Here is a 26,601-nt window from a genome sequence, read left to right on the forward strand (position 1 = left end):
CTGGACCCCCGTCCGAGTCGAACCTCTGCCGAATCCTAGTCGGTATCGCCCGGATGGTCCGCGGAGGAGTCCACAGGGTCCGGGAGGAGATCAGGCCGGCGCGCGCGCGTCCGCTCGAGGGCCTGTTCGGTACGCCAGCGTGCCACCTTCGCGTGGTCGCCGCTGAGGAGTACGGGCGGGACGTCCAGACCGCGCCAGGACACCGGCCGCGTGTAACTCGGACCTTCGAGCAGCCCGTCGGAGAACGAATCCTCCTGATGCGAGCGGGGATTGCCGAGTACGCCGTCGAGCAGCCGGACGGTCGCCTCGATCATGGCCATGACCGCGACCTCTCCCCCGATGAGGACGAAGTCGCCGAGGGAGACCTCTTCGACGCGCACCCGTCGGGCCGCGTCGTCGAAGACACGCTGGTCGATACCCTCATACCGGCCGCAGGCGAACACCAGATGCTGCTCGGTGCTCCAGCGACGCGCGGTCTCCTGGGTGAACGGCACACCGGCAGGGGTCGGCACGATCAGCAGCGCGTCGTCGGGGCACACCTCGTCCAGGCACGGCCCCCAGACGTCGGGTTTCATCACCATGCCGGGCCCGCCGCCGTACGGCGAGTCGTCCACGCTGCGATGGACGTCGTGCGTCCAGTTGCGTAGGTCGTGGACCGCCACGGTGATCCGTCCGGCGTCGATCGCCTTGCCCAGCAAGGCAACTCGGAGCGGATCGAGGTACTCGGGGAAGATCGACACGACGTCGAGGCGCATCACGGCGCCTCGTCGAGCGAATCCGGATCCAGCAGCCCCTCCGGGGGGTCGATCACGATCAGCTCGCGACCGACACTCGGCACGATCTCGCGCACGAACGGCACGAGTACCTCACGGTCGTCGGTGGTACGTACCGACAGCAACTCGCCGCCGGGCAGATGCAGGACCGATTCGACGACGCCGACCGCGGAGCCGTCGGTGAGTTGTACGGGCACGCCCTCGAGTTCGTGGTCGTAGAATTCGTCCGGGTCGTCGGAGGGCTCCACCTGCGAACTGTCGATGAGGAACAGGGTGCCGCGCAGGGCGTCGGCGGAATCCCGGTCCGCGATGCCGGCCAGGGACACCAACAGCCGCCCGGAATGATCCCGGGCGGCTGTGACGGTGAAGTCCCGTTCCCCGGCACCGCGCGGCAGACGGCCACGCAGCACCGAGTTCGGGGCGAAACGCATCTCGGGCTCGTCGGTGCGGACGTCCACGACGACCTCACCACGGATTCCGTGTGACTTGACCACACGGCCTACGACGAGATCCACGATGCGCTCGGTGTTCGGGTTCTCGGTCAGCGGTCGGTGTCGACGATGTCGACACGCATCCCGCGGCCGCCGATCCCGGAGACCAGGGTGCGCAGCGCGGTGGCGGTACGACCGTTGCGACCGATCACCTTGCCGAGGTCGTCGGGGTTCACGTGGACCTCGACGAGCCGGCCGCGACGGCCGGTGACGAGGTCGACCCGGACGTCATCGGGGTTGGAGACGATTCCGCGGACCAGGTGCTCGACCGCGTCGGCGACGACTGCGCTCACGCGTCACCCTCGGCGGCGGGAGCCTCGGCAGCCTCGTCGTCCTTCTTGGCGGCCTTCTTCTTGGGGGTGGTCGCGGCGGCGACCGGCTCGTTGTCGGCGGCGGCGAGCGCGGCGTTGAACAGGTCGAGCTTCGACGGCTTGGGCTCGGCGGTCTTCAGGGTGCCCTCGGCGCCCGGCAGGCCCTTGAACTTCTGCCAGTCACCGGTCACCTTGAGGATCGCGGCCACGGGCTCGGTCGGCTGCGCGCCGACTCCCAGCCAGTACTGCGCGCGCTCGGAGTCGACCTCGATCAGCGAGGGCTCTTCCTTGGGGTGGTACTTGCCGATGGTCTCGATGACCCGGCCGTTGCGGCGGGTGCGGGCGTCGGCGACGACGATGCGGTACTGCGGGTTGCGGATCTTGCCGAGCCGCGTGAGCTTGATCTTGACAGCCATGTCTACTTCTCTTTCGTGTGGTCACTGCGCAATTCAGCAATCCGCCCGGAGTGGCGGACCCGGTTTTGCGTCTGTAGTGGTGTGACCGTCGGGCGGCCGTGACCGGATCCGACGAACCAGCGAATCATTGTGCCAGACCGGGCGGTGAGTACCGAATCCGGTGATCGGCCTGCACAGGGAACAGCCGATGGACCGGCATGTGGTCACCCACCCCGCGAGGACGACCACATGCCGAACGTCACTTCCGTCACTCTGTCGGTGTCGGCTCATCCGCCTGATGCGCGACACCGCCGGAGCCTCCCTCGACCCCCGGCTCCGACGGGCCCGCGCTCTCGGATCCGGGCCGCGGATCCGAGGTGGACTGATCCGGTTCGTCCTGGCCGAACCGTTGCAACGCCGTTGCTACGTTACGCGGCGGTAAGAAAGGCAACCAGCTACTACCGTGTGGCTTTGCTCACACGAGGTGGCGACCAGAAGACACCACTGCTACCGGGTGTCGCAACGTGCCCAGGTCGTCGCACGGGTTGTCCGCGTACACGACGAAGTCCGCGCGGTGACCGTCCTCCAGGAGGTCGGCGCCCAGCCAGGCACGCGCATTCGTCGACGCCGCCGCGATCGCACCCGCCGGGCCCAGGCCCACGTCCGAGAGCGCCTCGATCTCGTCGACGATGCGTCCGTGCTCGACGAATCCGCCCGCGTCGGTCCCGGCGAAGATCGCGACGCCGGCCTCACGCGCGGCGGCGAACACCGCCGGGGCGCCCGCATGCAGGGCGCGCATGTGGGCGGCGTAGGTCGGGAAGCGTTCGGCGCCGTCGGCGATCCCGGGAAAGTTCTCGACCTGGATCATGGTGGGCACCAACGCGATCGAGCGGTCGACGAGCTGGTCGACGAGATCGGGAGTCAGCCCGGTGCCGTGCTCGATGCAATCGACACCGGCCCCGATCAGGTCGACGAGAGCATCGGTTCCGAAGACATGGGCGGTGATTCGCGCGCCGTGCTCGTGGGCCACCGCCACCGCCGACTCGATCTGCGCGCGGGTCCACAGCGGGGCCAGGTCCCCGACCTCGCGATCGATCCAGTCCCCGACGATCTTCACCCAGCCGTCGCCTGCCTGCGCCTGCCGGGCCACCTCGGCCGCCAGTTCGTCCGGATCGTCGAGGTCGACGCCGTAGTCGCGCAGGTACCGCTTGGGCCGGGCGATGTGTTTGCCGGAGCGGATCAACCGTGGGCACGCCGGATCGTCGTCGAGCGGGTGGGTGTCGAGCGGCGACCCGACCTCGCGGATCAGCAGGGTGCCGGTGCGCGCGTCGGCGTAGGCGTAGCCACGGGCCTGCTCGATGTCGACCCCGAGGCCCGGCGCGATCCCCACGTGGTTGTGGGCATCGACGAGGCCCGGCAGGATCCAGCCGCCGTCGACGGCCGTCTCGGCGTCGGGAACCGCGGTGAGGCTGATGGTGTCGTCGGACACCCAGAACTCGACCGGTTCGGACGTGAGCGGATCGGTGCCCCGGTAGTGGCGGGCCATTGCACCCTGTTCCGGGCCACCCACCGTCATTTCTTCTTGGGCTGCTGGAACTGCGACACGTCGATGCCCTCGAGACCCGGGGGCAGCTGATCGAGACCGGCCGGCATGTTCGACAGGTCCGGGAACCCGGCCGGCATGCCTCCGGGCATACCAGGGAAGCCGCCGCGCGCCGCCTTCGGCGGGGTGGGGSCGCGGCTCTTGCCCTTCTTGCCCTTCTTGCCCTTGCGGTTGGACTTGCGGTTCATCGCGCCCATGCCCATGCGACCCGACATCTGCGCCATCATCTTGCGGGCCTCGAAGAACCGGTCGACGAGCTGGTTGACCTCGCTGACGGTCACACCCGACCCGTTGGCGATCCGGATGCGGCGAGAGGCGTTGATGATCTTCGGGTTGTCGCGCTCGGCGGGGGTCATGCCGCGGATGATCGCCTGTACCCGGTCGAGCTGCTTGTCGTCGACCTGCGACAGCACGTCCTTCATCTGGCCGGCGCCGGGCAGCATCCCCAGGATGTTGCCGATGGGACCCATCTTGCGGATCATCAGCATCTGCTCGAGGAAGTCCTCGAGGGTCAGCTCGCCCTGGGTGATCTTGGCGGCCGCGGCCTCGGCCTGCTGCGCATCCCAGTGCTGTTCGGCCTGCTCGATGAGCGACAACACGTCGCCCATGCCGAGGATGCGGCTGGCCATGCGGTCGGGATGGAAGACGTCGAAGTCCTCGAGCTTCTCGCCCGAGGACGCGAACATGATCGGTTGGCCGGTCACCTCGCGTACCGACAACGCCGCACCGCCGCGCGCATCGCCGTCGAGCTTGGTCAGCACGACGCCGGTGAAGCCCACACCCTCCTGGAAGGCCTCGGCGGTGGTGACGGCGTCCTGACCGATCATCGCGTCGACGACGAACAGCACCTCGTCGGGCGAGGTGGCGTTGCGGATGTCGGAGGCCTGCTTCATCAGTTCGGCGTCGATGCCGAGGCGACCGGCGGTGTCGATGACCACCACGTCGTAGTGCTTGCTCCGCGCCTCGTCGACACCGGCCTGCGCGACCGAGACCGGATCGCCCGAGGTCACACCGAGCACACCCTCGCCGCCGACGCTCGTGCCCGGATGCGGCGCGAAGACCGGCACGCCGGCGCGCTCGCCGACGATCTGCAGCTGGGAGACCGCGCCCGGACGCTGCAGGTCACAGGCGACGAGCAGCGGGGTGTGACCCTGCTGCTTGAGCCAGTTGCCCAGCTTTCCGGCGAGTGTCGTCTTACCGGCACCCTGGAGACCGGCCAACATGATGACGGTCGGGGGGTTCTTGGCGAACCGCACCCGCCGGGTCTCCCCGCCGAGGATTCCGATGAGTTCCTCGTTGACGATCTTGACGACCGTCTGCGCCGGGTTGAGTGCCGCGGAGACCTCGGCACCCTTGGCGCGCTCCTTGATCCGGGCGATGAAGGACCGGACCACCGCGAGCGAGACGTCCGCCTCGAGCAGGGCGAGCCGGATCTCGCGGCAGGTGCGGTCGATGTCGGCGTCGGACAGCCGCCCCTTGCCACGCAGATCCTTCAGGGCACCGGTCAACCGGTCGGAGAGGGAATCGAACATGGTCCCATCCTTCCATGCGGGTCCCGGGACGGAACATCTAGGAGATCGGCACTCCGGACCGTCCCGTTCCGCCATAGGACTGCGGTCCGTCGCCGTCCTCCTCGCGCGCCGGCTGCGGCGGCGGGCAGACCGCGACGACGGCCTCGGCCAGCTTTGCCCGTGCGTCCTCGGTGTCGGTCGCCAGCCGCAGGCCGAAGATGTCGACCCCGGTGGCGCCCAGGGTCGCCACCTTGGCCCATCGGATGTCGGCGCCGTGGCGTTCCAGGACCGCACTGACCCGGCTGAGCAGGCCGATCCTGTCGTCCGAGCGGACCTCCAGCACCGCCTCACCCACCGGGGCGTCCAGCCACGTCACCCGCGGTGGCGCCACGGCGAAGAGCGCGGGTACCGCGTTCTTCGGATGCCCGGCCCCGTCGACCTCGGGATCGGTGCTCCCGGCGCTGGCGCCGATGGTCACCACGGTGCCGGGAATCGTGGTGACGGTGCCGATCGTCGGAATCGGCGAGTCCCGCTCGCGCGCGTCGAGCCGCGCGAGGACATCGATCTTGCCGTCGACGGCCGCGATCAGCTGCTGGCGCAACAGGCCGGCATCGGGCGGACTGCCGAACATCGGGACGACAAGGAACGAGTTGATCGCCTTCCCGTCGGCGCTCTGGGCACACGCCGAGTGGGACCGCAACCCGCCCAGGGCAAGGACCCCGGCCACCTTCGACAGCAGGCCGGGTTGATCAGGCGCCACCATGGTGACGCGGTACGTGTGTTGCCCGTCGGCCCGGACGAGCCGGACCGCGTAGTCCCCTTCCGCCGCCGTGGCCAGGTCCTCGGCCGTAAGCGGCTCGGGCGCGCTCGGCTCTTCGCCGTCGATGAGTCGCATCGACCGGCGGACGAGGTCGTGGATGAGCGAGGCCTTCCACTCCCCCCACACCCCCGGGCCGGTGGCCAGCGAATCCGCTTCGGCAAGTGCGGCAAGCAGTTCCAACAGCACCCGGTTGTGTCCCAGGGTGTCGGCGACCGACTCGGCGGTGGCCGGGTCGTCGAGGTCCCGGCGGGTGGCGACCTGCGGCAGCAGCAGGTGGTGCCGCACCATGTCGGAGAGGATCGCCACATCCTGCGGCCAGAGCCCGAACCGATTGCCGACCTGAACCGCCAGATCGGCGCCGACGATGCTGTGGTCGGCACCCCGGCCCTTGCCGAGGTCGTGGATCAACGCACCGAGGACGAGCAGGTCGGGCCGGGACACCCGGGTGGTCATCGCACTCGCGTACGCCGCGGTCTCCACGAGATGCCGGTCGACGGTCCAGGTGTGGATGGCATCGCGCGGCGGGAGGTCGCGCACCGCACCCCATTCCGGCAGGAGCCGGCCCCACAGGCCGGTGCGGTCGAGTGCCTCGATCGGGTCGACCATGTGATGTCCCGAACTGAGCAGGACCAGCAGGTCGCTGAGCGCCTCGGCCGGCCACGGCTCACGCAGTTCCGGCGCGTAATCGGCCAGCCGGCTCAGCGTCGACGCGCTGATCGGCAGGCCGGTTCGGGCCGACGCGGCGGCCACCCGCAGGATGAGTCCCGGGTCTTTGCTCGGAATCGCGTTGCGCGCCAACACGATCTCCCCGCTGTGCTCGACGACGCCCTCGTCGAGCGGGCGGCGCAGCGGCGAACGCCGCAGCTTGGCCAGACCGCGACGCGGCAGGGCGTTGCCCGCGGTCCGCAGGCCGGCGTCGATGGAGTAGCTGATGGTGCGGGCCGAGTCGCTGATGACGCGGGCGAGATCGAACCGGTCCCCGATCCGGAGGGCCGCCCCGATCTCGTCGGCGTCCTGGGCCTGCACGTGCTCGCGGGGACGCCCGGCGATGCGGTGCAGTTCGGTACGGATGTCGAGGAGCCGCGTGTAGGCAACCTGCGGTCCGGCACCGGGCGAATCGGGTCGTAAGCTCGCCATCCCGCTGGTGAGCTGGGCGATCGCCAGCGCCCCCAGGAGCTGGACGTCACGCAGACCTCCCCGGCCGCTCTTGAGGTCGGGTTCGGCGCGATGTGCGATGTCGCCGGCTCGCCGCCAGCGGTCCTGCGCGTGCGTGACCACCTCGGGGAACCGATTGCGGATGTCGTTGCGCCACTGCTGGCGGACCCCGCCGATCAGCAACGTGGACAGATCCTCGTCGCCGGCTATGTGGCGCGCCTCGAGGAGGCCGAGGGCCGCGGTGACGTCGTCGCCGGCGACCTGCAGCGCCTGCGGCACCGTCCGCACACTGTGGTCGAGCGGGATGTTGGCGTCCCACAACGGGTACCAGAGTCCGTCAGCGACCTCGGACACCCGCTCGGCGGGCATGTCGTCGTGCAGCAGGATCAGATCGAGGTCGGAATACGGGAGCATCTCACCGCGACCGAGTCCGCCCACGGCGACGATCGCGAACCCGCTGTGCGGCTTGATGCCGAGTTCGGCGCCCTTGCTGGTCAGCCAGAATTCGTGCAGGTCGACGAGCACCTGGCGCAGTGCCGGTGCGTCGAGTTTTCCCGATCGGCCGGATTCGGTGAGTTGCCGTCGGGTCTTGGCCAGGTCTGCGGCGCTTACGACTGCCTCCAAAGTGTGTGGGAGAGAAGGGAACAAGAGGTGTGGAACTCCGACGGCCCCGCGCCCGACTGGTCGTCGGGCACGGGGCCGTTCACCGGGATTTCGTCGACGCCTCGGCGGGCTCGCTACAGTGCGTCGCCACCGCGCTCGCCGGTTCGGACGCGAACCACGGACTCGACCGGCGAGACCCACACCTTGCCGTCACCGATCTTGCCGGTCCGGGCGGCCTCGACGATCACGTCGACGACCTTGTCCACGGCAGCGTCGTCCACCACGACCTCGACGCGGACCTTGGGTACGAAGTCGACCGAGTACTCGGCGCCGCGATAGACCTCGGTGTGACCCTTCTGGCGGCCGTAGCCCTGGACCTCACTCACGGTCATGCCCAGGATGCCGGCTTGCTCCAACCCGGCTTTGACATCCTCGAGCGTGAACGGCTTGACGATTGCAGTGATCAGCTTCATTAGTTATCCCTCTCCACAGGATTCAGCGTAGTAGCGAATGGCTTCGAGCGTCATGCCAGCTCATAGGCCGTCTCGGCGTGTTCTGCCTCGTCGATGCCGCTCTTCTCGTCCTCGTCGCTGACTCGCCAACCCAGCGGCTTGAGCACCAGGGCGATGATCGCGGTGAGAACACCGGTGAACACGAGCGCGAACAAGGCGATCACGACCTGGACCACCAGCTGCTTGTAATCGCCACCCCAGAAGAGGCCCACGTCCTCGCCGATCAGGCCGATGGCCACCGTGCCCCAGAGGCCGGCGACGAGGTGGACACCGACGACGTCGAGCGAGTCGTCGTAGCCGAACTTGTTCTTCAGGCCGATCGCGACGGCGGCGAGAGCACCCGCGATGACACCGAGGATGAGCGAGCCGACCGGGGTCAGCGAACCACACGCGGGGGTGATGGCGACCAGACCGGCGACCACACCCGAGGCGGCGCCGACGCTGGTGGCGTGCTTGTCGCGGATGAGTTCCACCGCGAGCCAGCCGAGGATCGCCGCGGCGGTGGCAGCGGTGGTGTTGACCCACACCTGACCGGCGAGCAGATCGGCGCCCAGCTCGGAACCGACGTTGAACCCGAACCAGCCGAACCAGAGGAGTGCTGCGCCCAGCATCACGAACGGGATGTTGTGCGGACGGTAGGCGGTGCGCCCGAAGCCGACGCGCTTGCCGATGATGAGGACCAGGACCAGCGCCGCGATACCGGCGTTGATGTGCACGACCGTGCCGCCGGCGAAGTCGATCGGCGCGACGTTGGCCTCGCCGTCGGTGGTGCCGAACATCTTGGCCGCCAGACCGTCCTCACCGCCGCCGAGGAGGCCGCCGCCACCGACGAGCCCGCCCCAGACCATGTGGGACAGCGGGAAGTACACGATCGTCGCCCACAGGACGGTGAAGACCATCCAGGTGGAGAACTTGACGCGTTCGGCGAGCGCACCGCTGATGAGGGCGACGGTGATGACCGCGAAGGTCAGCTGGAATCCCATGAAGACGATCGCCGGGATGGTCAGGCCGCCGGTGACGTACATCTCGGTGTCGCCCTCGCCGATGGTGCTCATCAGCTGGTCGGACCCGAAGAGCGCGAACGGGTTCGCGAAGATGCCGCCGATGTCGCTGCTGCCGGTGATCCCGTCGCTGAACGACATCGAGAAGCCCCACAGCACGTACACGACGCTGATCGAAGCGAGTGCTCCGAAGGACATCATCATCATGTTCAGGACGGACTTGCCTCGCGCCAACCCCCCGTAGAAGAACGCGAGGCCTGGGGTCATCAGCAACACGAGCGCGGCCGACACGAGCATGAAAGCCGTGTTACCCGTGTCGATCGGGCCAAACGATTCGTTTGGCAACTGAGCCAACTCCACTACGAAACCTCCTCAGGATGCGCCGACGGCTCGGCGCCTCCAAAGAGATTGTCGGCAGTCGGTTTCGGCCGTGGTGCCCTGACGTTTCGGGCGCGTAACCCCCTGGGCGGTTTGTATTTCGCCCATGTAACATCCCAGTTCGGCTCTGAGCTGTCTCTCAGACTCGGCGGCCGATGTCTGACCCGACATTTCCGATCACAGATGCCGACTTCACGGCAGCGTCCGCCGGCGTCAGAGCAGGGCGTCGACGAATGCGTCCGGTTCGAAGGGCGCGAGGTCGTCCGCGCCCTCCCCCAGTCCGACGAGCTTGACCGGCACGCCGAGTTCCTTCTGGACATGGAACACGATGCCGCCCTTGGCGGTGCCGTCCAGCTTGGTCAGCACCACGCCGGTGATGTTGACGACCTCGGCGAACACCCGGGCCTGCATCAGTCCGTTCTGTCCGACGGTCGCGTCGAGCACCAGCAGCACCTCGTCGACCGGCGCCTTCTTCTCCACGACGCGCTTGACCTTGCCCAGCTCGTCCATCAGGCCGGTCTTGGTGTGCAGCCGGCCGGCGGTGTCGATCATGACCACGTCGACGCCGCTCTCGATGCCCCGGTCGACGGCGTCGAATGCGACGGCGGCGGGATCAGCCTGTTCCTTGCCGCGCACGATCTCGGCGCCGACCCGCTCGCCCCACGTCTGCAGCTGGTCGGCGGCAGCCGCGCGGAACGTGTCCGCCGCGCCGAGCAGGACACGACGCCCGTCGGCGACCAGGACGCGTGCCAGCTTGCCGGTCGTGGTGGTCTTGCCGGTGCCGTTGACGCCGACGACGAGGACGACGGCGGGACGGCCCGCGTGTGGCAGCGCCCGGATCGACCGGTCGAGCGTCGGGTCGAGCTGCTCGACCAGGACCCGCTTGAGCAACGCCCGGGCCTCACCCGCGGTGCGGACCGGGTTGGCCGCGAGCTCGGTGCGCAGCGTCTCGACGACGGTGGCCGTCGTGGACGCACCGAGATCGGCCATCACCAGCGTGTCCTCGATCTCCTCCCAGCTGTCCTCGTCGAGATCGCCGGCGCCCAGCAGGCCCAGCACACCCTTGCCGATCGCGCCCTGTGACCGGGACAGCCGGCCGCGCAGACGACCGATCCGGCCCGCCGTCGGCGCGATCTCGTCCAGCGGCGGCGCGGTGGTCGCCTCCGCGACATCGTCGGGTACCCGGGTCCCGGGCTCGGTCGTTGCCGGCTCGGTCGTTGCCGGCTCGGCGGTGGACGGTTCGGGTTCGGCGACCTCGGGCTCGGCGACCTCGGGTTCGGCGGTTGCGGCTGTGGCGGACGCGGGCTCGGCGACGTCCGGCTTCGCCGTCTCGGGCTCGACGGTTTCCGGCTCGACGGTTTCGGGGCGGGCGGTCGCAGGTTCTGCGGTCTCGGGTTCGGAGGTGTCCGGCTCGGGCAGCGACACCTCGGTGACGCCGCGCCGGATCGAATCCCGCGGCACCGCGGAGTCGTCACCGACGCCCGGCTGACCGTCGACATCGGTGCGCTCTCCGGGCGGCCGGACCACCTCGGGTGCCGGCGTCGCAGACTCCGGAGCCGGGGGTTCCGGCCTCCGTCGCGGCGGTTCCGCGAGGGCGGTGTCACCCGCGGCCTCCCCGCGGCTGAAGCTGAACCCCGATCCGGCCTGGTAGCCCCCGGACCGGTCGACCTGGCGGGTCGTCCCGTCGACGATCTCCGGTTGCCGCTCGTCGGTCAGCGAGATGCGCCGGCGGCGCGACAGCACCAGCCCGAGCACGATCAGCGCGATCACGACGAGCACCGCGACGACGATGCCGATGATGATTCCGGTGTTCACTGGCTGGTGTCCTCCTGTTGACCGACGGGCATGTTCACTCCGCGCATGCGTTGYGAGATGACCGTCGTGATGCCGTCGCCGCGCATGCTGACTCCGTAGAGCGCATCCGCGACCTCCATCGTGGGCTTCTGGTGGGTGATGACGATGAGCTGCGACTTCTCCCGCAGTTGGGCGAACAACGTGATCAGTCGCCGCAGGTTGGTGTCGTCGAGCGCGGCCTCGACCTCGTCCATGACGTAGAACGGCGACGGGCGCGCGCGGAAGATCGCGACCAGCATCGCGACCGCCGTCAGGGACTTCTCCCCGCCCGAGAGCAGCGATAGCCTCTTGACCTTCTTACCGGGCGGACGCGCCTCGACCTCGATGCCCGTCGTGAGCATGTCGCCGGGTTCGGTCAGGACGAGCCGGCCCTCCCCGCCGGGGAACAGGGTCTGGAAGACCTGGCCGAACTCGCGTTCCACGTCGGCGTACGCCTCGGTGAACACCTGCAGAATCCGGGCGTCGACCTCTTCCACAACGTCGAGGAGGTCCTTGCGGGCCGCCTTGACGTCCTCGAGCTGCGACGACAGGAAGTTGTACCGCTCTTCGAGAGCGGCGAACTCCTCGAGCGCGAGCGGGTTCACCTTGCCGAGCGTGTTGAGATCCTTCTGTGCCTTCTTGGCGCGGGCCTCCTGCGTCGCCCGGTTGTAGGGCATCGGGGCCGGTGCGACGACCTGCTCGCCGCGTTCCCGGGCCTGTTCGTACTCGGCCATCTCCAGCGCCGACGGAGGCATCGGCACGTCGGGACCGTATTCGGCGATCAGATCGTCGGGCGCCATCGCGAAGGTCTCGAGGACCTGCTCTTCGAGCTGTTCGATCCGCAGCGCGACCTGGGCCCGCGCCACCTCGTCGCGGTGGACGGTGTCGCGCAGCGAATTGAGCGTGGTCGTCAGTTCGCCAGCCCGGACCCGGAGCGCGTCGAGGGTCGCGGTGCGGGCGGTCCGGATCTCCTCGAGTTCGTCGCGCCCGGCCTGCGCCGAGGCCACCGCCGCGGCGAGACGCTCACTGACCTGTGCACCGGCGCGTTCGACGGCTGCCGCGACCCCGGCGGCCTGGCGTCGGATCTCGTCCTGCCGACGAGCCCGCTCGCGTGCCTCGCGCTCGCGCTGTGCGGCCCGCCGCAGCGAGTCCGCCTTGCCCCGGACCGACGCCAGGCGTTCCTCGGCTGTCCGCAGGGTCAGGCGCGCCTCCATCTCGGCGCTGCGTGCCACGCCGACGGCTGTCGCAGCGTTCGCGCGGTCGGTGTCGTCGGCGGACATCTCGGTCCCCACCTCGGACTCATCGCGGGCGAGACGCAGTCGCTCGGTGAGTTCCTGCAGGTTCTCGAGGGTTTCCTCGCGGCCCTTCTCGAGCAGATTCCGCTGTCGGGTCAGCTTGTCGGCCTCGGCACGCGAGGCTCTGATCTCCTGGCCCAGCCGGGCCATCTGCTCATACGCGGCGCCGACGCCGGCGTCGGACTCGTGCAGCGCCGCGAGCGCCTCCTCGGCCGCCTCCCGCCGATCGTGCTGCTCGGTGAGCGCACCGGCGAGCGCCGCCTCGAGTTCTTCGACGCGCCTGCGGGTCGAGGCGAGTTCGGCGGTAGCGGCATCGATCGCCGACTGGACCTCCAACGTGGAGGGGCGGCGTGACGAACCGCCCTCGACCGACGCCGCCGAGATGCGGTCGCCGGCGGGCGTCACCGCGCGCACGCCCAGACGGCGGGCGAGTTCGAGCCCCTGCGCAGGGTCGTCGACGATGACGGTGTCGGCCAGGACGGTGTCGATCGCACCGCGGATCTCCGGCCGGGTGTCGACCACCGAGGCCGCCCACCTCGCCCCGTCGGGCAGCGCGACGTCGCTCGATCGGTCCGGGCCGGTGAGTCCGCCGCAGATCAGCGCGGCCCGTCCCCCGTCGCCCGACTTCAGGGCCGCCAGCGCCCGCACCGCCGCGATCCCGTCCACGGTGACGATGCCGTCCACGGCGGGTCCGAGCGCCCCGGCGATGGCCGTCTCGAAACCCGCTTCGACCGTGACCAGCTCCGACATCGGTCCAAGCAGGCCGTCGGGCGCGTTCTCCAGGAGCCATGCGCCGCCGTCGCCGCGCTCGAGTCCCATGGCGAGTGCGTCCGCCCGGGCCGACAAGGAGGCGATGGCGTGCTCGGCGTCGCGGTGTGCGGCCTGCAGGGTGGCCACGCGCTCGTTGGACAGGTTCAGCGCGGCCACGCATCGTTCGTGGTGTTCGTCGAGCGCCTGTTCGGCGGCTTCCAGCTGCGCCAACTCGCTTGCCGCCGAATCCTGTTGCGTGACTGCGACTTCTGCGCGTTCGGTGGCGGCYGAGATGGCCGCGGTGAGGCGCTGCGCCTCGGCGTCGACCGACTCCGAACGCGTCCGCAGGTTGTCCACCTGCCCTTCGAGGCGCGCCAGACCCTCGCGACGGTCGGCGATGGCCCGGACGGCCGCGAGGTGAGCCGCCTCGGCCGCCTCCGCGATCGACTCGCGTTCGCCGAGCACCTCGCGGGCGCTCTCGAGCTGTTCGGCGGCGATCTCGACACCCTCGGTCAGCTCGGCTTCGAGTTCGGCGGCCTCGAGGGCCTGCTCGTCGAGCTCCTCCGGGTCGGGCCCGGACGCCTCGCTCGACGGCTCGCTGAGGTACCGGCTGCGTTCGGCGGCCACCCGGCGGGTCGCGTCGACGCGCTCGGCGAGCGCCGACAACCGGAACCAGGCGCGGTTGGCCGCGGCCGCGGCGGGCGTGATCTCGGCGAGATGCTGTTCGTGTTCGGCCACTTCCGCGTTCGCACGGTCGAGTTCGGCGGCCACCTCGTCCTGCCGACGCCGGACCTCGTCCTCGACGGCGGCGTGTTCGGCCATCTCGGCGCGGCGGGTGACGAGGTCGTCGGCGGCCAGGCGCAACCGGGCGTCGCGGAGATCGGCCTGGACGGTCTGGGCCCGGCGGGCGACCTCGGCCTGGCGTCCCAGCGGTTTGAGCTGGCGACGGAGTTCGGCCGTCAGATCGTTCAGACGCGCCAGGTTGGCCTGCATCGCGTCGAGCTTGCGGACCGCTTTTTCCTTGCGCTTGCGGTGTTTGAGGACCCCGGCCGCCTCTTCGATGAACGCGCGGCGGTCCTCGGGCCGGGACTCGAGGATCGCCGACAACCGCCCCTGGCCGACGATCACGTGCATCTCGCGACCGATACCGGAGTCCGACAGCAGCTCCTGCACGTCCATCAGGCGACAGGAACTGCCGTTGATCTCGTACTCGCCGGCGCCGTCGCGGAACATCCGGCGCGTGATGGACACCTCGGAGTACTCGATCGGCAGCGCACCGTCGGCGTTGTCGATGGTGAGGGTGACCTCGGCGCGGCCCAGCGGAGGACGGCCCGAGGTGCCGGCGAAGATGACGTCCTGCATCTTCCCGCCGCGCAGCGCTTTCGCTCCCTGCTCGCCCATCACCCAGGTCAGGGCGTCGACGACGTTCGACTTACCGGAGCCGTTGGGACCGACGACGCACGTGATACCCGGCTCGAAGCGCAGGGTCGTCGCCGAGGCGAACGACTTGAAGCCCTTCAGGGTCAGGCTTTTGAGGTGCACGACGGTACAGACTACTCACCATCGCGACGTGTTTCGGCTCTCCTCACCGTTCGACGAAGCCGTCGAGGTCCCCGCGCGGTTCATCCACACGCTCGACCACCAGGTCCACCCGTCCGGGCGTGGTTCCCGACCGGAGCGCGTCGAGCAGGGCGCGGGCCTTGTCCCGTGGCCCCTCGGCAACGACCAGCACCCGGCCGTCGGCCTGGTTCGACGCGTAGCCGACGAGCCCGAGTTCGAGAGCACGCGCTCTGGTCCACCACCGGAAGCCCACGCCCTGCACGTGCCCGTGGACGTGCGCGGTGAGCCGGATGGGGTCGGTGCTGTGCGCGCTCATGACGGTCAGTCCGTCTCGATCCGCAGGTCCACCTGGGCACCGGCTTTGACGGTGCGTCCGACCGTGCACACCGCGTCGATGGCGCGTTCGACGACGACGAGCAACCGGGCCGCGGCGTCGGGCTCGAGTTCGGACAGGTCGATCTCGAGGATCTCCTCGATGCGCGGGTACACCTCGTTCTCGCGGTCGGCGTCGCCGCTGACGCGGATCGTCGCGTCGTAGTCGTCACCGAGGCGTCGCGCCAGCGGCCGGTCCGATGACATGCCGGTGCAGGCGGCCAGCGCGATCTTGAGAAGTTCACCCGGGGTGAAGACGCCCTCGACGTCCTGCGAGCCGATCAGCACCTCCGCGCCGCGCGAGCTGCGACCGGTGTACCGGCGTGTGCCGGTTCGCTCGACCCACAGATCGGTGTGGGCCTGGTCGGCGGGAACCCCGGAGGCGGGGGCAGTTGCTTCGGTGGTCATCGAGGCGGGTCCTCTCAAGATGTTGTCGGCCGGCGCCGCCGGCATCGCGACCAATAGTAAGAGCCCCGGCACGTCGATTGTTCCCGGCGCGGCTCCGCCTGCGCGTCAGCCCGGGTTCGCCTTCGGCGGCCGTTGGCACCGCGGACACGAGAACGAGCCACGGTTCATGAACTGCTCGCGGCGCATGATCGCGCCGCATCGGCGACACGGCTCCCCCGCCCGCCCGTAGGCGTTCAGGGACCGCTCGAAGTAGCCGGACTGTCCGTTGACGTTCACGTAGAGCGCGTCGAACGAGGTACCGCCGACCTTCAGCGCATCCGCCATCACGTCGGTGACGGCATCGATGAGTTCGCGCAGTTTCTTGCGACTGATCGTCTCGGCGATCCGCGAGCCGTGCAGACGTGCGCGCCACAGCGCCTCGTCGGCGTAGATGTTGCCGACGCCGGAGATCACCGTCTGATCCAGCAGGACCCGTTTGATCTCGGAGTGTTTGGCGCGCATGCGATCCACCACGCGGACGGGATCGAAGGCCGGGTCGAACGGATCGGTCGCGATGTGTGCCACCGAGACCGGGATGTCGGCGGGCGACGGGTCGGTCGTCTCCGTATTCCCCGGGGGCGCGTACACATCGGGTGTGTAGTCGTCGAGATGCCAGCCGCCGAAGGTCCGCTGATCGACGAAGCGGAGTTCGTTCTCGTCGTCGAGGACCGCGCGGATACGCAGGTGCGTGTGGTCGGGGGTTCCGGTCCGGGCGATCAGCATCTGGCCACTCATCCCGAGGTGGACGACGAGCGCCGCACGGTCGGCGGAGTCGGCGACATCGATCCACAGGTACTTGCCGCGGCGCCGGACGCCGGTCACCCGCTTGCCGGCGAGCCGACCGATCAGATCCGGCTCACCGCCGGCGTGACGACGGACCGCGCGCGGATGAAGGACCTCGGTCGAGGCCACCACCCGACCGACGAGATGGGTCTCGAGACCGATGCGGACGGTCTCGACCTCGGGGAGTTCAGGCATCGCAGATCGCGAAAAGCCGGCTGACAGAAGGGTTCACGACGCCGACGCGCGCTCGGTCAGCACTTTCCAGGCGTGTGCGGCGGCCTGCTGCTCCGCTTCCTTCTTGGTCCGGCCGACACCCTCGCCGAGGCTCTCGCCGGCGACCAGCGCGGTCGCGGTGAACTCCTTGTTGTGGTCGGGACCGGTCGCGCTGATCTGATACTGCGGCGGACCGAACCCGCGCTCCGAACTCAACTCCTGCAGCGACGTCTTCCAGTCCAGCCCTGCGCCGAGGTTGCCGGCACGTTCGAGGCGCTCGTCGAACAGACGCAGGATGACGCGCTGCGAGGTCTCGAGTCCGTGACTGAGGAAGACCGCGCCGAACAGCGACTCCAGACCATCGGCCAGGATCGAGTCCTTGTCGCGCCCGCCGGTCATCTCCTCGCCGCGGCCGAGGAACAGGTACTTGCCCAGACCGCCCTCGTCCCCGAGACCACGCGCGACGTCGGCGAGCGCATGCATGTTGACGACGCTGGCCCGGATCTTCGCCAGCTCGCCCTCGGGTCGATCGGGATAACGCAGGTAGAGACGCTGGGTGATGACGACACCGAGCACCGAGTCCCCGAGGAACTCCAGGCGCTCGTTGGTCGGCAGACCGCCGTGTTCATACGCGTAGGAACGATGGGTCAGTGCCAGCGTCAGCAGGTCGTCGGGAATGTCGGTGTCCAGCGCGTCGAGCAGGGCCGCACGCGGACCGTCCGCACGCACGGCCTCAGTCACGATGTCGTTCCGTGTCGGGGTCGTTTGCGGCACCGTCCGTCGGCGAATCGTCCTTCCCGAGGTCGGCGAACTTGTCGGCGAGTCCGGCCCAGCGCGGGTCGATGACCTCGTGGGAGTGACCCGGTTCGGCGATGGCCAGACGCACCCCGCAGGTTTGGCACAGACCCTCGCAGTCCGACGAACAGAGGGGCGACATCGGCAGTTCGAGTGCCACGGCGTCGATGATCGACTGTTCTAGGTCGATGCGGTCGTCGGCGATGCGATGGATGTCGTCGGCGTCGGTGGTCTGCTCGGTCGCGCTGTCCGGGTAGGCGAACAACTCGGTGAGGAAGACCGTCACCGTGCCGTCGATCGGCTCGAGGCAGCGCGAGCACTGACCGACGGTTTCACCGCACACCGTCCCGGTCACCAGGATTCCCTCGGACACCGCCTCCAGACGGAGGTCGAGGTCGACATCGGAATCCGCTGGGATTCCGACCATCTCGACGCCCAGCCGTTCGGGTGTCCGGACAGTACGGTGCACCTCGGACATCGTGCCCGGGCGGCGTCCCATCGAACGCACATCCAGCACGAAGGGCTCGCGCCTGGGAGTAGAACCGGGACCGTGCGACGGCTCTGATGTCACAGCATGATCAGCCACAAACGCCCACCATACGCTCGCACCCGGGAATGATCGACCGACGCCGGCGGCGTGTGGACAGCCGGGTCGACGAGCGTGTCACACCGCGAGCGGCGAACCGTGGTCGCGGTCGTAGGTGTGGCGGGCCGAGGTCTCGCGCGAGCGGGGATCGTCGCCGCGGGACTCGCGCGAACGCGCACCGTCGCCTCGCCCGGACTCGTCGACACCGCGGGGGTACTCGACATAGTCGTGCATGCCGGCGCCGGTCCGCAGCTGGTGCCGGCCCCGGTTCACCGATCGCAGCGTGCCGGTCAGGATCTCTTCGAACTGGGCGAGCTTCTCGTCCACGTAGACGTCGCAGTCACCGCGCAGGCGGTCGGCCTCGGCGTGCGCGGCGTCGATGATCCGCTCGGCCTCGGACTTCGCCGCACCGACGACCTCGGTCTCGGAGACGAGGCGCTGCTGCTCGGCGATACCGTCGGCCACCGACTTGTCGTAGGAGTTGTTGGCGGCGTCGATGGTGCGCTGCGCCTCGGCCCGCGCCCGGCCGGTGACGGCCTCGAATTCGCGCGCCGCGCTGGTCTGCAGACGGTGTGCCTCCTCGGCGGCGTCCTCCACCAGCGAGCCCGAGTGCGCGCTCGCCTCGTCGACCATACGGTCGGCCTGCGCCTTCGCCTCGGAGAGGATCCGGTCGGCCTCGGCGCGAGCGTGCGCGAGGACCGCCTCGGACTCGGAATCCGCCTTGGACACCGTCGTCTCGGCGTGCTCGCGGGCATCCCCGATCAGCGTGTCACGCTGATCGAGGACGTCCTGCGCGTCGTCGAGTTCGCCGGGGATGGAGTCCTTGATGTCGTCGAGGAGTTCCAGCACGTCGCCGCGCGGCACGACGCACCCGGCGGTCATCGGCACACTCCGCGCCTCTTCGACGATCGCGACCAGCTCGTCGAGAGCCTCAAATACCCGGTACACAGCCACCCCAATCCGGCGCTTGCCTGGTTGCAACAGTTGGTGATTCTGTGACTATTGTGCCGAATGTTGCGCTTGTGACTCGTGAAGCGCGTGGGGTGTGTCGCGCCCGACCGATGGGTCAGGCCGAGAGCTCGCCGGACAACCGGCTCATCAGGCTCTTGTGGACATGTGCGGACAAGAAGGGCGTCACGTCTCCACCCAACTTCGCCACCTCCTTCACCAGCGAGCTCGAGACGTGGGCGAATCGTGGGTCGGTGAGCAGGAAGACCGTCTCCACATCGGCGAGCTCGCGGTTCATCTGCGCCATCGGCACCTCGTAGTCGAAGTCGACGGCGGAGCGCAGCCCCTTCACGATGGTGTGGATGGACTCCTGCCGCAGGTAGTCGACGAGCAGGCCCTCCCATCGGTCGACCCGCACGTTCGCCAGGTCCGCACAGTCCTCTTCGATGAGTTCGATCCGCTCGTCCACACCGAACATGCCGCGCTTGTTGGGGTTGACCACCACGGTGATCACGACCTCGTCGAAACACGCCGCGGCGCGTTCCACCACGTATCGGTGGCCGAGGGTGAAGGGATCGAAGGAACCGGGACACACTGCCGTCGTCATGGCCCGAACTTACCGGTCAGACCAGGCGGGCGATCTCCACCCGGGTGTCGCCATAGGACTTGTCGACGACCACCTCGTACTCGGATGGCCAGATCTCGCCGGTGGACCGCGTCGAGCGTTCGACGACGATCAGCGCGTCGTCGTCGAGGTGCGACCGCAGCAGCTCCAGGTCCGCGGTGATCCGGTCGGCCCGGAGGTCGTACGGCGGATCGGAGAAGACGAGGCCGAACCGCCGTTCCGCGGCGCCGCCGAGGTAGGCCGACACCGTGCGCGTATGTACGGTGGCGTGCGGGCCCACCCCACAGGCCCGCACGTTGGCGGCGATCGTGACGGCGGCCCGGCGCCCGGAGTCGACGAACGTCGCCCCCGCGGCACCACGCGAGATCGCCTCGAGACCCAGCGCCCCCGAACCCGCGTACAAGTCGAGGACCCAGAGTCCGTCCAGATCGGATCGGGCGGCCAATATGTTGAACACCGATTCGCGAACCCGGTCGGAGGTGGGCCGGGTGCCCTCGCCCGGAACACGCAGTCGGCGCCCACCCAACCGGCCGGCGATGATCCTCGTCATGAGGCCATTCTGCAACCCCGGAAGCCAGCCGAACCAATCCGGAATCACGTCTTTGTGACCCGCTTCACATTGTGTGTCTGAACAGGGACAAGGTAGGCGTTCCGCGGACCAATTTCCGCAGGTACATGACTTCTACGACACGCATTGTTAACGTCGTTTGCGTTATGAGCCCTTCCCAAACAAGAACGGCCCCGACAACAACCCTCACCGTCGATTACCGGGTTCCCACGGTCGACGACGGTATCCGCCTCTGGGAAATCGCTTCGGACTCACAGGTTCTCGACGTCAACTCGAGCTACTCCTATGTGCTGTGGTGCCACGATTTCGCCACCACCTCGATCGTCGCCGAAGTCGACGGCCGCGCAGTCGGTTTCGTCACCGGATACCGGCGGCAGAGCGACCCCTCCACCCTGATGGTCTGGCAGGTCGCCGTCGACGACGAGGTGCGCGGACACGGCATCGCGGCGACCATGCTGCACGAGCTGTTCGACCGCGTCAACCGTCACGGCATGGTCGCCATGCACACGACGATCAGCCCGGACAACGTCCCGTCCCAACGCCTGTTCGCCTCGGTGGCCAAGGTCCGCGGACTTCGTTTCGAACGTCGAGACCTGTTCGCGGCGAACGCATTCCCCGACTCCCACGAGCCGGAAGATCTCTACATGCTCGAGCCGGAGATCCCCGAGCCCTGAGTCCGGCGCGATCCCGGTCGTCGCCATGACCACAGGGCCGACGCCTCAGATGCGGCACGCGCGCTAGGTTTCCATCCTGCCGACCCCGTAATCGGTAGTCCCGCATGACATCCCGACCAAAGGCCGACCCCAGCCCGTAGGGCTCAGCCGAACCCGGCGATCGCGATGAGGCGACCTCGAGCCGGGCACATGAACCCCACGTTGTCACACCAGAAGGAAGCACACGACATGCCACTTCTCGACACCCACATGGACGATTCAGTCTTCACCGCCCACGAATCCGAGGTGCGCAGCTACTGCCGTAACTGGCCGGCTGTGTTCACCACCGCCAAGGGCTCCTACATCACCGATCAGGACGGCCGCGAATACCTCGACTTCTTCGCGGGCGCCGGGTCCTTGAACTACGGCCACAACAACCCGGTCCTGAAGAAGGCCCTTCTCGAGTACATCGAGGCCGACGGCATCACCCACGGTCTGGACATGGCGACCGTCGCCAAGGGAAACTTCATCGAAAAGTTCACCAGCCACATCCTCGAGCCGCGCGGACTCGACTACAAAATCCAGTTCCCCGGCCCCACCGGTACGAATGCCGTCGAGTCGGCACTCAAGCTGGCGCGCAAGGTGACCGGTCGCGAGTCGATCATCAGCTTCACCAACGCCTTCCACGGCATGACGCTCGGATCGCTGTCGGTGACCGGTAACTCGATGAAGCGTGCCGGCGCTGGTATCCCGCTCGTCCACGCGACGCCCATGCCCTTCGACAACTACTTCGGCGGCGTCATGGAGGACTTCGCCTGGTTCGAGCGTGTGCTCGACGACTCCGGCAGCGGCCTGAACCGCCCGGCGGCGGTCATCGTCGAGACCGTCCAGGGCGAGGGCGGCGTGAACGTCGCTCGTGCCGAGTGGCTGCGGGCACTGTCGGATCTCTGCCAGCGACGCGACATCCTGCTGATCGTCGACGATGTCCAGATGGGCTGTGGCCGCACCGGCGAGTTCTTCTCGTTCGAGGAAGCCGGCATCAAGCCCGACATCGTCACACTGTCGAAGTCGATCAGCGGCTACGGGCTGCCGTTCGCGCTGACCCTGTTCAAGCCCGAGCTCGACGTGTGGACCCCCGGCGAGCACAACGGCACCTTCCGCGGGAACAACCCGGCCTTCGTGACCGCCGCCAAGGCGATCGAGACCTACTGGGCCGACGACGCGCTGACCCGCGACATCCATGCCAAGGGCGAGCGGATCCACGAGGTCTTCACCGACCTGTGCAACCGCTACGACGGCATCTCCACCCGGGGACGTGGCATGGTGCGCGGACTCGCGTTCGAGGACCATACCGCCGCGGGCAAGGTCTGCGCGCAGGCCTTCGGCGCGGGACTCTTGGCCGAGACGTCGGGCCCGTCCGACGAGGTGGTTAAGCTGCTCCCGCCGCTGACCATCTCGCGCGAGGACCTCGACCGCGGCCTGTCCATCCTGTCCGATGCAGTCAAGGAGGTGCTCGGATGATCGTCCGAACCACTGAAGAAATCACCGGGACCGACCGCGACGTCGCCGACCCCAAGGGCAACTGGGTCTCCAAGCGCATCATCCTCGGCGGCGACAATGTGGGCTTCTCGTTCCACGAGACCACGATCAAGGCCGGCTCGGTCAACGAGTTCCACTACGCCAACCATGTCGAGGCCGTCTGGCTCGTCGAAGGCACCGGCACGCTCCTCGACCGAGAGACCGGCGAGACCTATCCGCTCGCGCCGGGCACGATGTACCTGCTGAACGGCCACGAGCGGCACACCGTCACCGCCGACACCGAGATGCGCATGCTGTGCGTGTTCAACCCGCCTGTCGTGGGCACCGAAGTCCACGACGAGAACGGCGTGTATCCGCTGGTGACCGTGCCGCAGCCGGCCGGCAAGCACGCGGAGACGCCCGTCACCTGACGGCTCTCGCAGACACCTCGAGTACGCACCCTGCCTATCCTGGGCAGGGTGCGTACTCGTCTCCAGCTCGGCTCCGCCCCGGCCGAACACACCCCCCTCGACGATGACGTCGCGGACCGGATCGCACTGGCCGCCGACATCCTCGCCGGACGCCGTTTCGCGGTTCTGACCGGCGCCGGCATCTCCACCGACTCCGGCATCCCCGACTACCGGAGTCCCGGCTCGCCGCCGCGGACGCCCATGACCCTCGAGATGTTCCTCTCGTCGCCGGACTTCCGACGCCACTACTGGGCACGCAACCACCTCGGCTGGCGGCACATGGACGCCGCGGTCCCCAACAGAGCCCATCTGGCGCTCACCGAACTCCAGCAGCGCGGGTGGATGTCGCGGGTGCTCACCCAGAACGTCGACATGCTGCACACCAAGGCCGGCACCCGCGGGGTCATCGAACTCCACGGATGCTACGGCCGTGTCCGCTGTCTGAACTGCGACTGGCGTATCTCCCGTCACCGGCTCGCCGGACAACTCGAAGAGATCAACACCGAGTTCGCGCGTCGGGTCAGCGGCCGCGGTGCCATCGAAGTCGCGCCGGACGCCGACGCCACCCTGTCCRACACGTCCGACTTCATGATGATCGACTGCCCGAACTGCGGCGGCATCCTGAAGCCCGACATCGTCTACTTCGGCGAGACGGTCACGAAAGACGTTGTGGACGAGGCGTATTCGGTGGTCGACGAGGCCGACGCCCTGCTTGTCGTCGGGTCGTCGCTCACCGTCATGTCCGGCCTGCGATTCGCGCGGCGCGCGCACCGCGCCGGCAAGCCGCTGATCATCGTGAACCGCGGGGTCACCCGTGCCGACGAGATCGCGACCCTGAAGATCGATCACGAGGCCGGGTTCGTGCTCCCGGCGCTCACGACTTTCTGAGGCTGTTGTTGCGACGACCCTTCGTGACGGCCCTTCGCAAGCTCCGGGCCTCCTCAGGGAGCAGTGGGGAGGGCCCTTCGCAAACTCCTGGCCTCCTCAGGGAGCGGAGGCAGGACGCGTCAGCGGCCCACGACCACCAGATCGTCGGCGTGCACCACCGGGCGCTGTAGTTCGGGCGGAAGATCGCCGGTGGAGCGGCCGACCATCGACGCGATGTCGTCGACGCCGTAGGCCGCGACTCCCCTGGCCCGCACCGTGTCGTACTGGTCGACGAGTTCGACGACGTCGCCCTCGTAGAACCTGCCGGTGACCCCGACGATCCCCGCGGCGAGCAGTGAACGCCGCTTGCGCGACACCGCGTCCACGGCGCCGTCGTCGAGCACGATCCGACCCCGCGCGTCGGCGGCGTGACGCACCCAGAACCGACGCGCGGACAGCCGCTCGGGCCGCGCGGCGAACACCGTGCCCACCGAGGCGTCGGCCAGCGCCTGCGCCGCCGACGAGGCGGCCGCCAGCAATACGGGCACGCCCGCATCCGCCGACAACCGGGCCGCGGCGAGTTTCGACGCCATACCACCCGTACCCAGCGCGCCGCCGGAGCCGGCGATCACCCCGTCGAGGTCCTCGGGGCCGTTGACCTCGGGTATCAACCGGGCACGACGGCCGTCGACGTCGACCCGGCGCGGATCACCGTCGTAGAGCCCGTCGACGTCGGAGAGCAGGATGAGCGCATCGGCACCCGACAGATGGGCAACGAGCGCGGCCAGCCGGTCGTTGTCACCGAAACGGATCTCGTTGGTGGCCACGGTGTCGTTCTCGTTCACCACCGCCACGGCGCCGAGTGAACGCAGACGGTCAAGTGTCCGTTGGGCATTCGCGTGGTGACCGCGGTTGGAGATGTCGTCGGCGGTGAGCAGGACCTGCCCCACGGTGCGGCCGTAGCGCGCGAACGACGTACCCCACGCATGTGCGAGGGCCAGCTGCCCGACGCTTGCCGCCGCCTGCTTGGTGGCGAGATCCGTGGGCCGCTTCTTGAGTCCGAGCGGGGCGATCCCGGCCCCGATGGCCCCCGAGGACACGACGATCACATCCGACCCGGCCCGCATCCGGACCTCGAGCGCGTCGGCCAGTGCGTCGAGGCGGTTGCGGTCGAGTCCCTCGGTGAGGTCGGTGAGTGCCGACGACCCGATCTTCACGACCACGCTGCGCGCGTGCGCGATCCGGTCGCGTACCGACCCCTCGCGAACGCGGTCGGCGGAACCGGTGCTCACGGGAGGTCCCGCTCCCCGCCGTCCTCGTCCGGCAGCCCGCGCCGCAGGCGACGAGCCTGTTTGCGTTCGGCAGCGCCGACGCGATCGGAACGATCGAGCCGGATGTCGGTGCCGCGCCCGGTGATCGGGACGTCGTCGCCCATCGGCGTGGACGGTTCCCAGTCGAACGTGACCGCACCGATGGTGACGGGCGCACCCGGTTGTGCACCCCGCTTCACCAGTTCGTCTTCGACGCCGAGCCGGTTGAGCCGATCGGCGAGGTAGCCGACGGCCTCGTCGTTGTCGAACTGCGTCTGCGCGATCCACCGCTCCGGGCGCGAACCGCGGACGATGAAGCCGCCCTCGTTGTCCGGGTCGGTCTCGATCGTGAAGCCGATGTCGTCGACGGCCTTGGGGCGGATGATCGCCCGCCGGGCGACCTTGGCGGGCTGGGCCTCTCGGTATTCGCGCACCATCCGCGCCAGCGCGAAGGTGAGCTCGCGCAGACCTTCGTGGGCGACCGCCGAGATCCGGAACACCGGCCAACCACGTTCGGCCAGTTCGGGTTCGACGAGGTCGGCGAGCTCGGCGGCGTCGGGTACGTCCAGCTTGTTGAGGATCACCACGCGGGGGCGGGAGGCGAGGTCGCCGAGTCCGTGGTCGTCGTCGAGTGCCGGGACGTACGCGGCCAGCTCGGCTTCGAGCGCATCGATGTCGGAGATCGGGTCGCGCCCGGGTTCCAGTGTGGCGCAGTCGACGACATGCGCGAGCACCGCGCAGCGCTCGAGGTGGCGGAGGAACTCGAGGCCGAGCCCGCGGCCGGTCGAGGCGCCCGGGATCAGACCGGGGACGTCGGCGATGGTGAACACGTCGCCCGCGGTCTGCACGACCCCGAGGTTCGGGACCAGCGTGGTGAACGGGTAGTCCGCGATCTTCGGCTTGGCGGCCGAGAGCACCGACACCAGCGACGACTTGCCGGCCGACGGGAAACCGACGAGCCCGACGTCGGCGACCGACTTGAGTTCCAGGACCAGCGAACGCTGCTGCCCCTCTTCGCCCAGCAGGGCGAAGCCGGGGGCCTTGCGCGCCTTCGACGCGAGCGCCGCGTTCCCCAGCCCGCCGCGGCCCCCCTGCGCGGCCTCGAAGACCGTCCCCTCGCCGACCAGATCGGCGAGGATCGTGCCGCGCTCGTCGAGGACGACCGTGCCGTCGGGAACCTTGAGGACGAGGTCGCCGCCGGTGGCGCCGTCGCGGTTGTCGCCGGCCCCGGGCTTGCCGTTGGAGGCCTTCGCGTGCGGGTGGAAGTGGAAGTCGAGGAGCGTGTGCACCTGGGGGTCGACGACGAGCCGCACGGACCCGCCGTTGCCGCCGTTTCCGCCGTCGGGTCCGCCGAGAGGCTTGAACTTCTCGCGATGGACCGACGCGCAGCCGTGGCCGCCGTTCCCCGCGGCGACGTGGATGGTCACGCGGTCGACGAACCGAGACATCGAAATC

25 protein-coding genes are annotated in these 26,601 nt (G+C 68.9%); 4 read left to right on the forward strand and 21 right to left on the reverse strand.

What is annotated here, in order from left to right; translation table 11 throughout:
- Positions 1-35 precede the first annotated feature (35 nt).
- From trmD to rsmD, 19 genes are all read right to left on the reverse strand, one after another.
- Entirely contained in the window at positions 36-755 is a 720-nt protein-coding gene (gene trmD, locus A9310_RS00805) for a tRNA (guanosine(37)-N1)-methyltransferase TrmD (RefSeq protein WP_065628990.1), read from the reverse strand.
- Entirely contained in the window at positions 755-1,288 is a 534-nt protein-coding gene (gene rimM / locus A9310_RS00810) for a ribosome maturation factor RimM (RefSeq protein ID WP_065628991.1), read from the reverse strand. The genes trmD and rimM overlap by 1 nt, the downstream gene beginning before the upstream one ends.
- A 26-nt stretch (positions 1,289-1,314) precedes the next feature.
- Positions 1,315-1,557, reverse strand: coding sequence for an RNA-binding protein (locus A9310_RS00815; RefSeq protein WP_004572301.1), 243 nt, complete (start codon positions 1,555-1,557; stop codon positions 1,315-1,317).
- On the reverse strand, positions 1,554-1,991 hold the full coding sequence (gene rpsP, locus A9310_RS00820; RefSeq protein ID WP_058250078.1) for a 30S ribosomal protein S16: 438 nt from the start codon (positions 1,989-1,991) through the stop codon (positions 1,554-1,556). The genes A9310_RS00815 and rpsP overlap by 4 nt, the downstream gene beginning before the upstream one ends.
- A gap of 454 nt (positions 1,992-2,445) precedes the next feature.
- Positions 2,446-3,516, reverse strand: coding sequence for an amidohydrolase family protein (locus A9310_RS00825; protein ID WP_065629085.1), 1,071 nt, complete (start codon positions 3,514-3,516; stop codon positions 2,446-2,448).
- 26 nt (positions 3,517-3,542) lie between these two features.
- Positions 3,543-5,105 carry a signal recognition particle protein gene (gene ffh / locus A9310_RS00830; protein WP_065628992.1) on the reverse strand — a complete coding sequence of 521 codons (1,563 nt, stop codon included), beginning with the start codon at positions 5,103-5,105 and terminating at the stop codon, positions 3,543-3,545.
- A 37-nt stretch (positions 5,106-5,142) separates the two neighbouring features.
- Positions 5,143-7,683 carry a [protein-PII] uridylyltransferase gene (locus A9310_RS00835; protein ID WP_065628993.1) on the reverse strand — a complete coding sequence of 847 codons (2,541 nt, stop codon included), beginning with the start codon at positions 7,681-7,683 and terminating at the stop codon, positions 5,143-5,145.
- A gap of 113 nt (positions 7,684-7,796) precedes the next feature.
- Complete coding sequence (locus A9310_RS00840) at positions 7,797-8,135, reverse strand: P-II family nitrogen regulator (RefSeq protein WP_004572306.1); 339 nt, start codon at positions 8,133-8,135, stop codon at positions 7,797-7,799.
- Positions 8,136-8,185: 50 nt separating this feature from the next.
- Positions 8,186-9,535 (reverse strand): ammonium transporter, encoded by a 1,350-nt coding sequence (locus A9310_RS00845; protein ID WP_175401040.1) that lies wholly within the window; start codon positions 9,533-9,535, stop codon positions 8,186-8,188.
- Between the two features lie 231 nt (positions 9,536-9,766).
- Positions 9,767-11,368 carry a signal recognition particle-docking protein FtsY gene (ftsY, locus tag A9310_RS00850; RefSeq protein WP_065628995.1) on the reverse strand — a complete coding sequence of 534 codons (1,602 nt, stop codon included), beginning with the start codon at positions 11,366-11,368 and terminating at the stop codon, positions 9,767-9,769.
- Positions 11,365-14,973: a chromosome segregation protein SMC gene (gene smc, locus A9310_RS00855; protein ID WP_065628996.1), complete on the reverse strand. Its 3,609-nt coding sequence runs from the start codon at positions 14,971-14,973 to the stop codon at positions 11,365-11,367. Before smc ends, ftsY begins: the two co-directional genes overlap by 4 nt.
- 43 nt (positions 14,974-15,016) lie before the next feature.
- Entirely contained in the window at positions 15,017-15,307 is a 291-nt protein-coding gene (locus tag A9310_RS00860; RefSeq protein WP_065628997.1) for an acylphosphatase, read from the reverse strand.
- Between the two features lie 5 nt (positions 15,308-15,312).
- Complete coding sequence (locus tag A9310_RS00865; RefSeq protein WP_065629086.1) at positions 15,313-15,771, reverse strand: OsmC family protein; 459 nt, start codon at positions 15,769-15,771, stop codon at positions 15,313-15,315.
- Between the two features lie 105 nt (positions 15,772-15,876).
- The gene (mutM, locus tag A9310_RS00870) at positions 15,877-16,788 is read right to left on the reverse strand and encodes a bifunctional DNA-formamidopyrimidine glycosylase/DNA-(apurinic or apyrimidinic site) lyase (RefSeq protein ID WP_065628998.1); all 912 of its coding nucleotides are present in this window, start codon (positions 16,786-16,788) and stop codon (positions 15,877-15,879) included.
- 33 nt (positions 16,789-16,821) lie between these two features.
- On the reverse strand, positions 16,822-17,547 hold the full coding sequence (gene rnc, locus A9310_RS00875; protein WP_065628999.1) for a ribonuclease III: 726 nt from the start codon (positions 17,545-17,547) through the stop codon (positions 16,822-16,824).
- Positions 17,540-18,172, reverse strand: a complete 633-nt coding sequence (locus A9310_RS00880) for a DUF177 domain-containing protein (RefSeq protein WP_175401048.1) — start codon at positions 18,170-18,172, stop codon at positions 17,540-17,542. Before A9310_RS00880 ends, rnc begins: the two co-directional genes overlap by 8 nt.
- A gap of 93 nt (positions 18,173-18,265) precedes the next feature.
- Entirely contained in the window at positions 18,266-19,135 is an 870-nt protein-coding gene (locus A9310_RS00885; RefSeq protein ID WP_058250067.1) for a DivIVA domain-containing protein, read from the reverse strand.
- A 118-nt stretch (positions 19,136-19,253) separates the two neighbouring features.
- Complete coding sequence (gene coaD, locus A9310_RS00890; RefSeq protein WP_058250066.1) at positions 19,254-19,742, reverse strand: pantetheine-phosphate adenylyltransferase; 489 nt, start codon at positions 19,740-19,742, stop codon at positions 19,254-19,256.
- Positions 19,743-19,758: 16 nt separating this feature from the next.
- Positions 19,759-20,310, reverse strand: coding sequence for a 16S rRNA (guanine(966)-N(2))-methyltransferase RsmD (gene rsmD, locus A9310_RS00895; RefSeq protein ID WP_065629001.1), 552 nt, complete (start codon positions 20,308-20,310; stop codon positions 19,759-19,761).
- A gap of 164 nt (positions 20,311-20,474) precedes the next feature.
- Here rsmD and ectA point away from each other — a divergent pair, with 164 nt between their 5' ends.
- The 4 genes from ectA to A9310_RS00915 all read left to right on the forward strand — a co-directional run bounded on the left by ectA (position 20,475) and on the right by A9310_RS00915 (position 23,857).
- Positions 20,475-21,002 carry a diaminobutyrate acetyltransferase gene (gene ectA, locus A9310_RS00900; protein WP_065629002.1) on the forward strand — a complete coding sequence of 176 codons (528 nt, stop codon included), beginning with the start codon at positions 20,475-20,477 and terminating at the stop codon, positions 21,000-21,002.
- Between the two features lie 228 nt (positions 21,003-21,230).
- A complete protein-coding gene (gene ectB / locus A9310_RS00905) occupies positions 21,231-22,502 on the forward strand; it encodes a diaminobutyrate--2-oxoglutarate transaminase (protein ID WP_065629087.1) in 1,272 nt (423 codons plus the stop codon).
- On the forward strand, positions 22,499-22,930 hold the full coding sequence (locus A9310_RS00910; protein WP_058250063.1) for an ectoine synthase: 432 nt from the start codon (positions 22,499-22,501) through the stop codon (positions 22,928-22,930). The genes ectB and A9310_RS00910 overlap by 4 nt, the downstream gene beginning before the upstream one ends.
- A 48-nt stretch (positions 22,931-22,978) precedes the next feature.
- The gene (locus tag A9310_RS00915; RefSeq protein ID WP_065629003.1) at positions 22,979-23,857 is read left to right on the forward strand and encodes a Sir2 family NAD-dependent protein deacetylase; all 879 of its coding nucleotides are present in this window, start codon (positions 22,979-22,981) and stop codon (positions 23,855-23,857) included.
- A 119-nt stretch (positions 23,858-23,976) separates the two neighbouring features.
- Here A9310_RS00915 and proB read toward each other — a convergent pair whose 3' ends face one another.
- Entirely contained in the window at positions 23,977-25,128 is a 1,152-nt protein-coding gene (gene proB / locus A9310_RS00920) for a glutamate 5-kinase (RefSeq protein WP_065629004.1), read from the reverse strand.
- Positions 25,125-26,594 (reverse strand): GTPase ObgE, encoded by a 1,470-nt coding sequence (gene obgE / locus A9310_RS00925; RefSeq protein WP_065629005.1) that lies wholly within the window; start codon positions 26,592-26,594, stop codon positions 25,125-25,127. Before obgE ends, proB begins: the two co-directional genes overlap by 4 nt.
- Positions 26,595-26,601: the final 7 nt, after the last annotated feature.

The organism is Gordonia sp. UCD-TK1, assembly GCF_001691435.1.
Classification (GTDB): Bacteria; Actinomycetota; Actinomycetes; order Mycobacteriales; family Mycobacteriaceae; genus Gordonia; species Gordonia hongkongensis.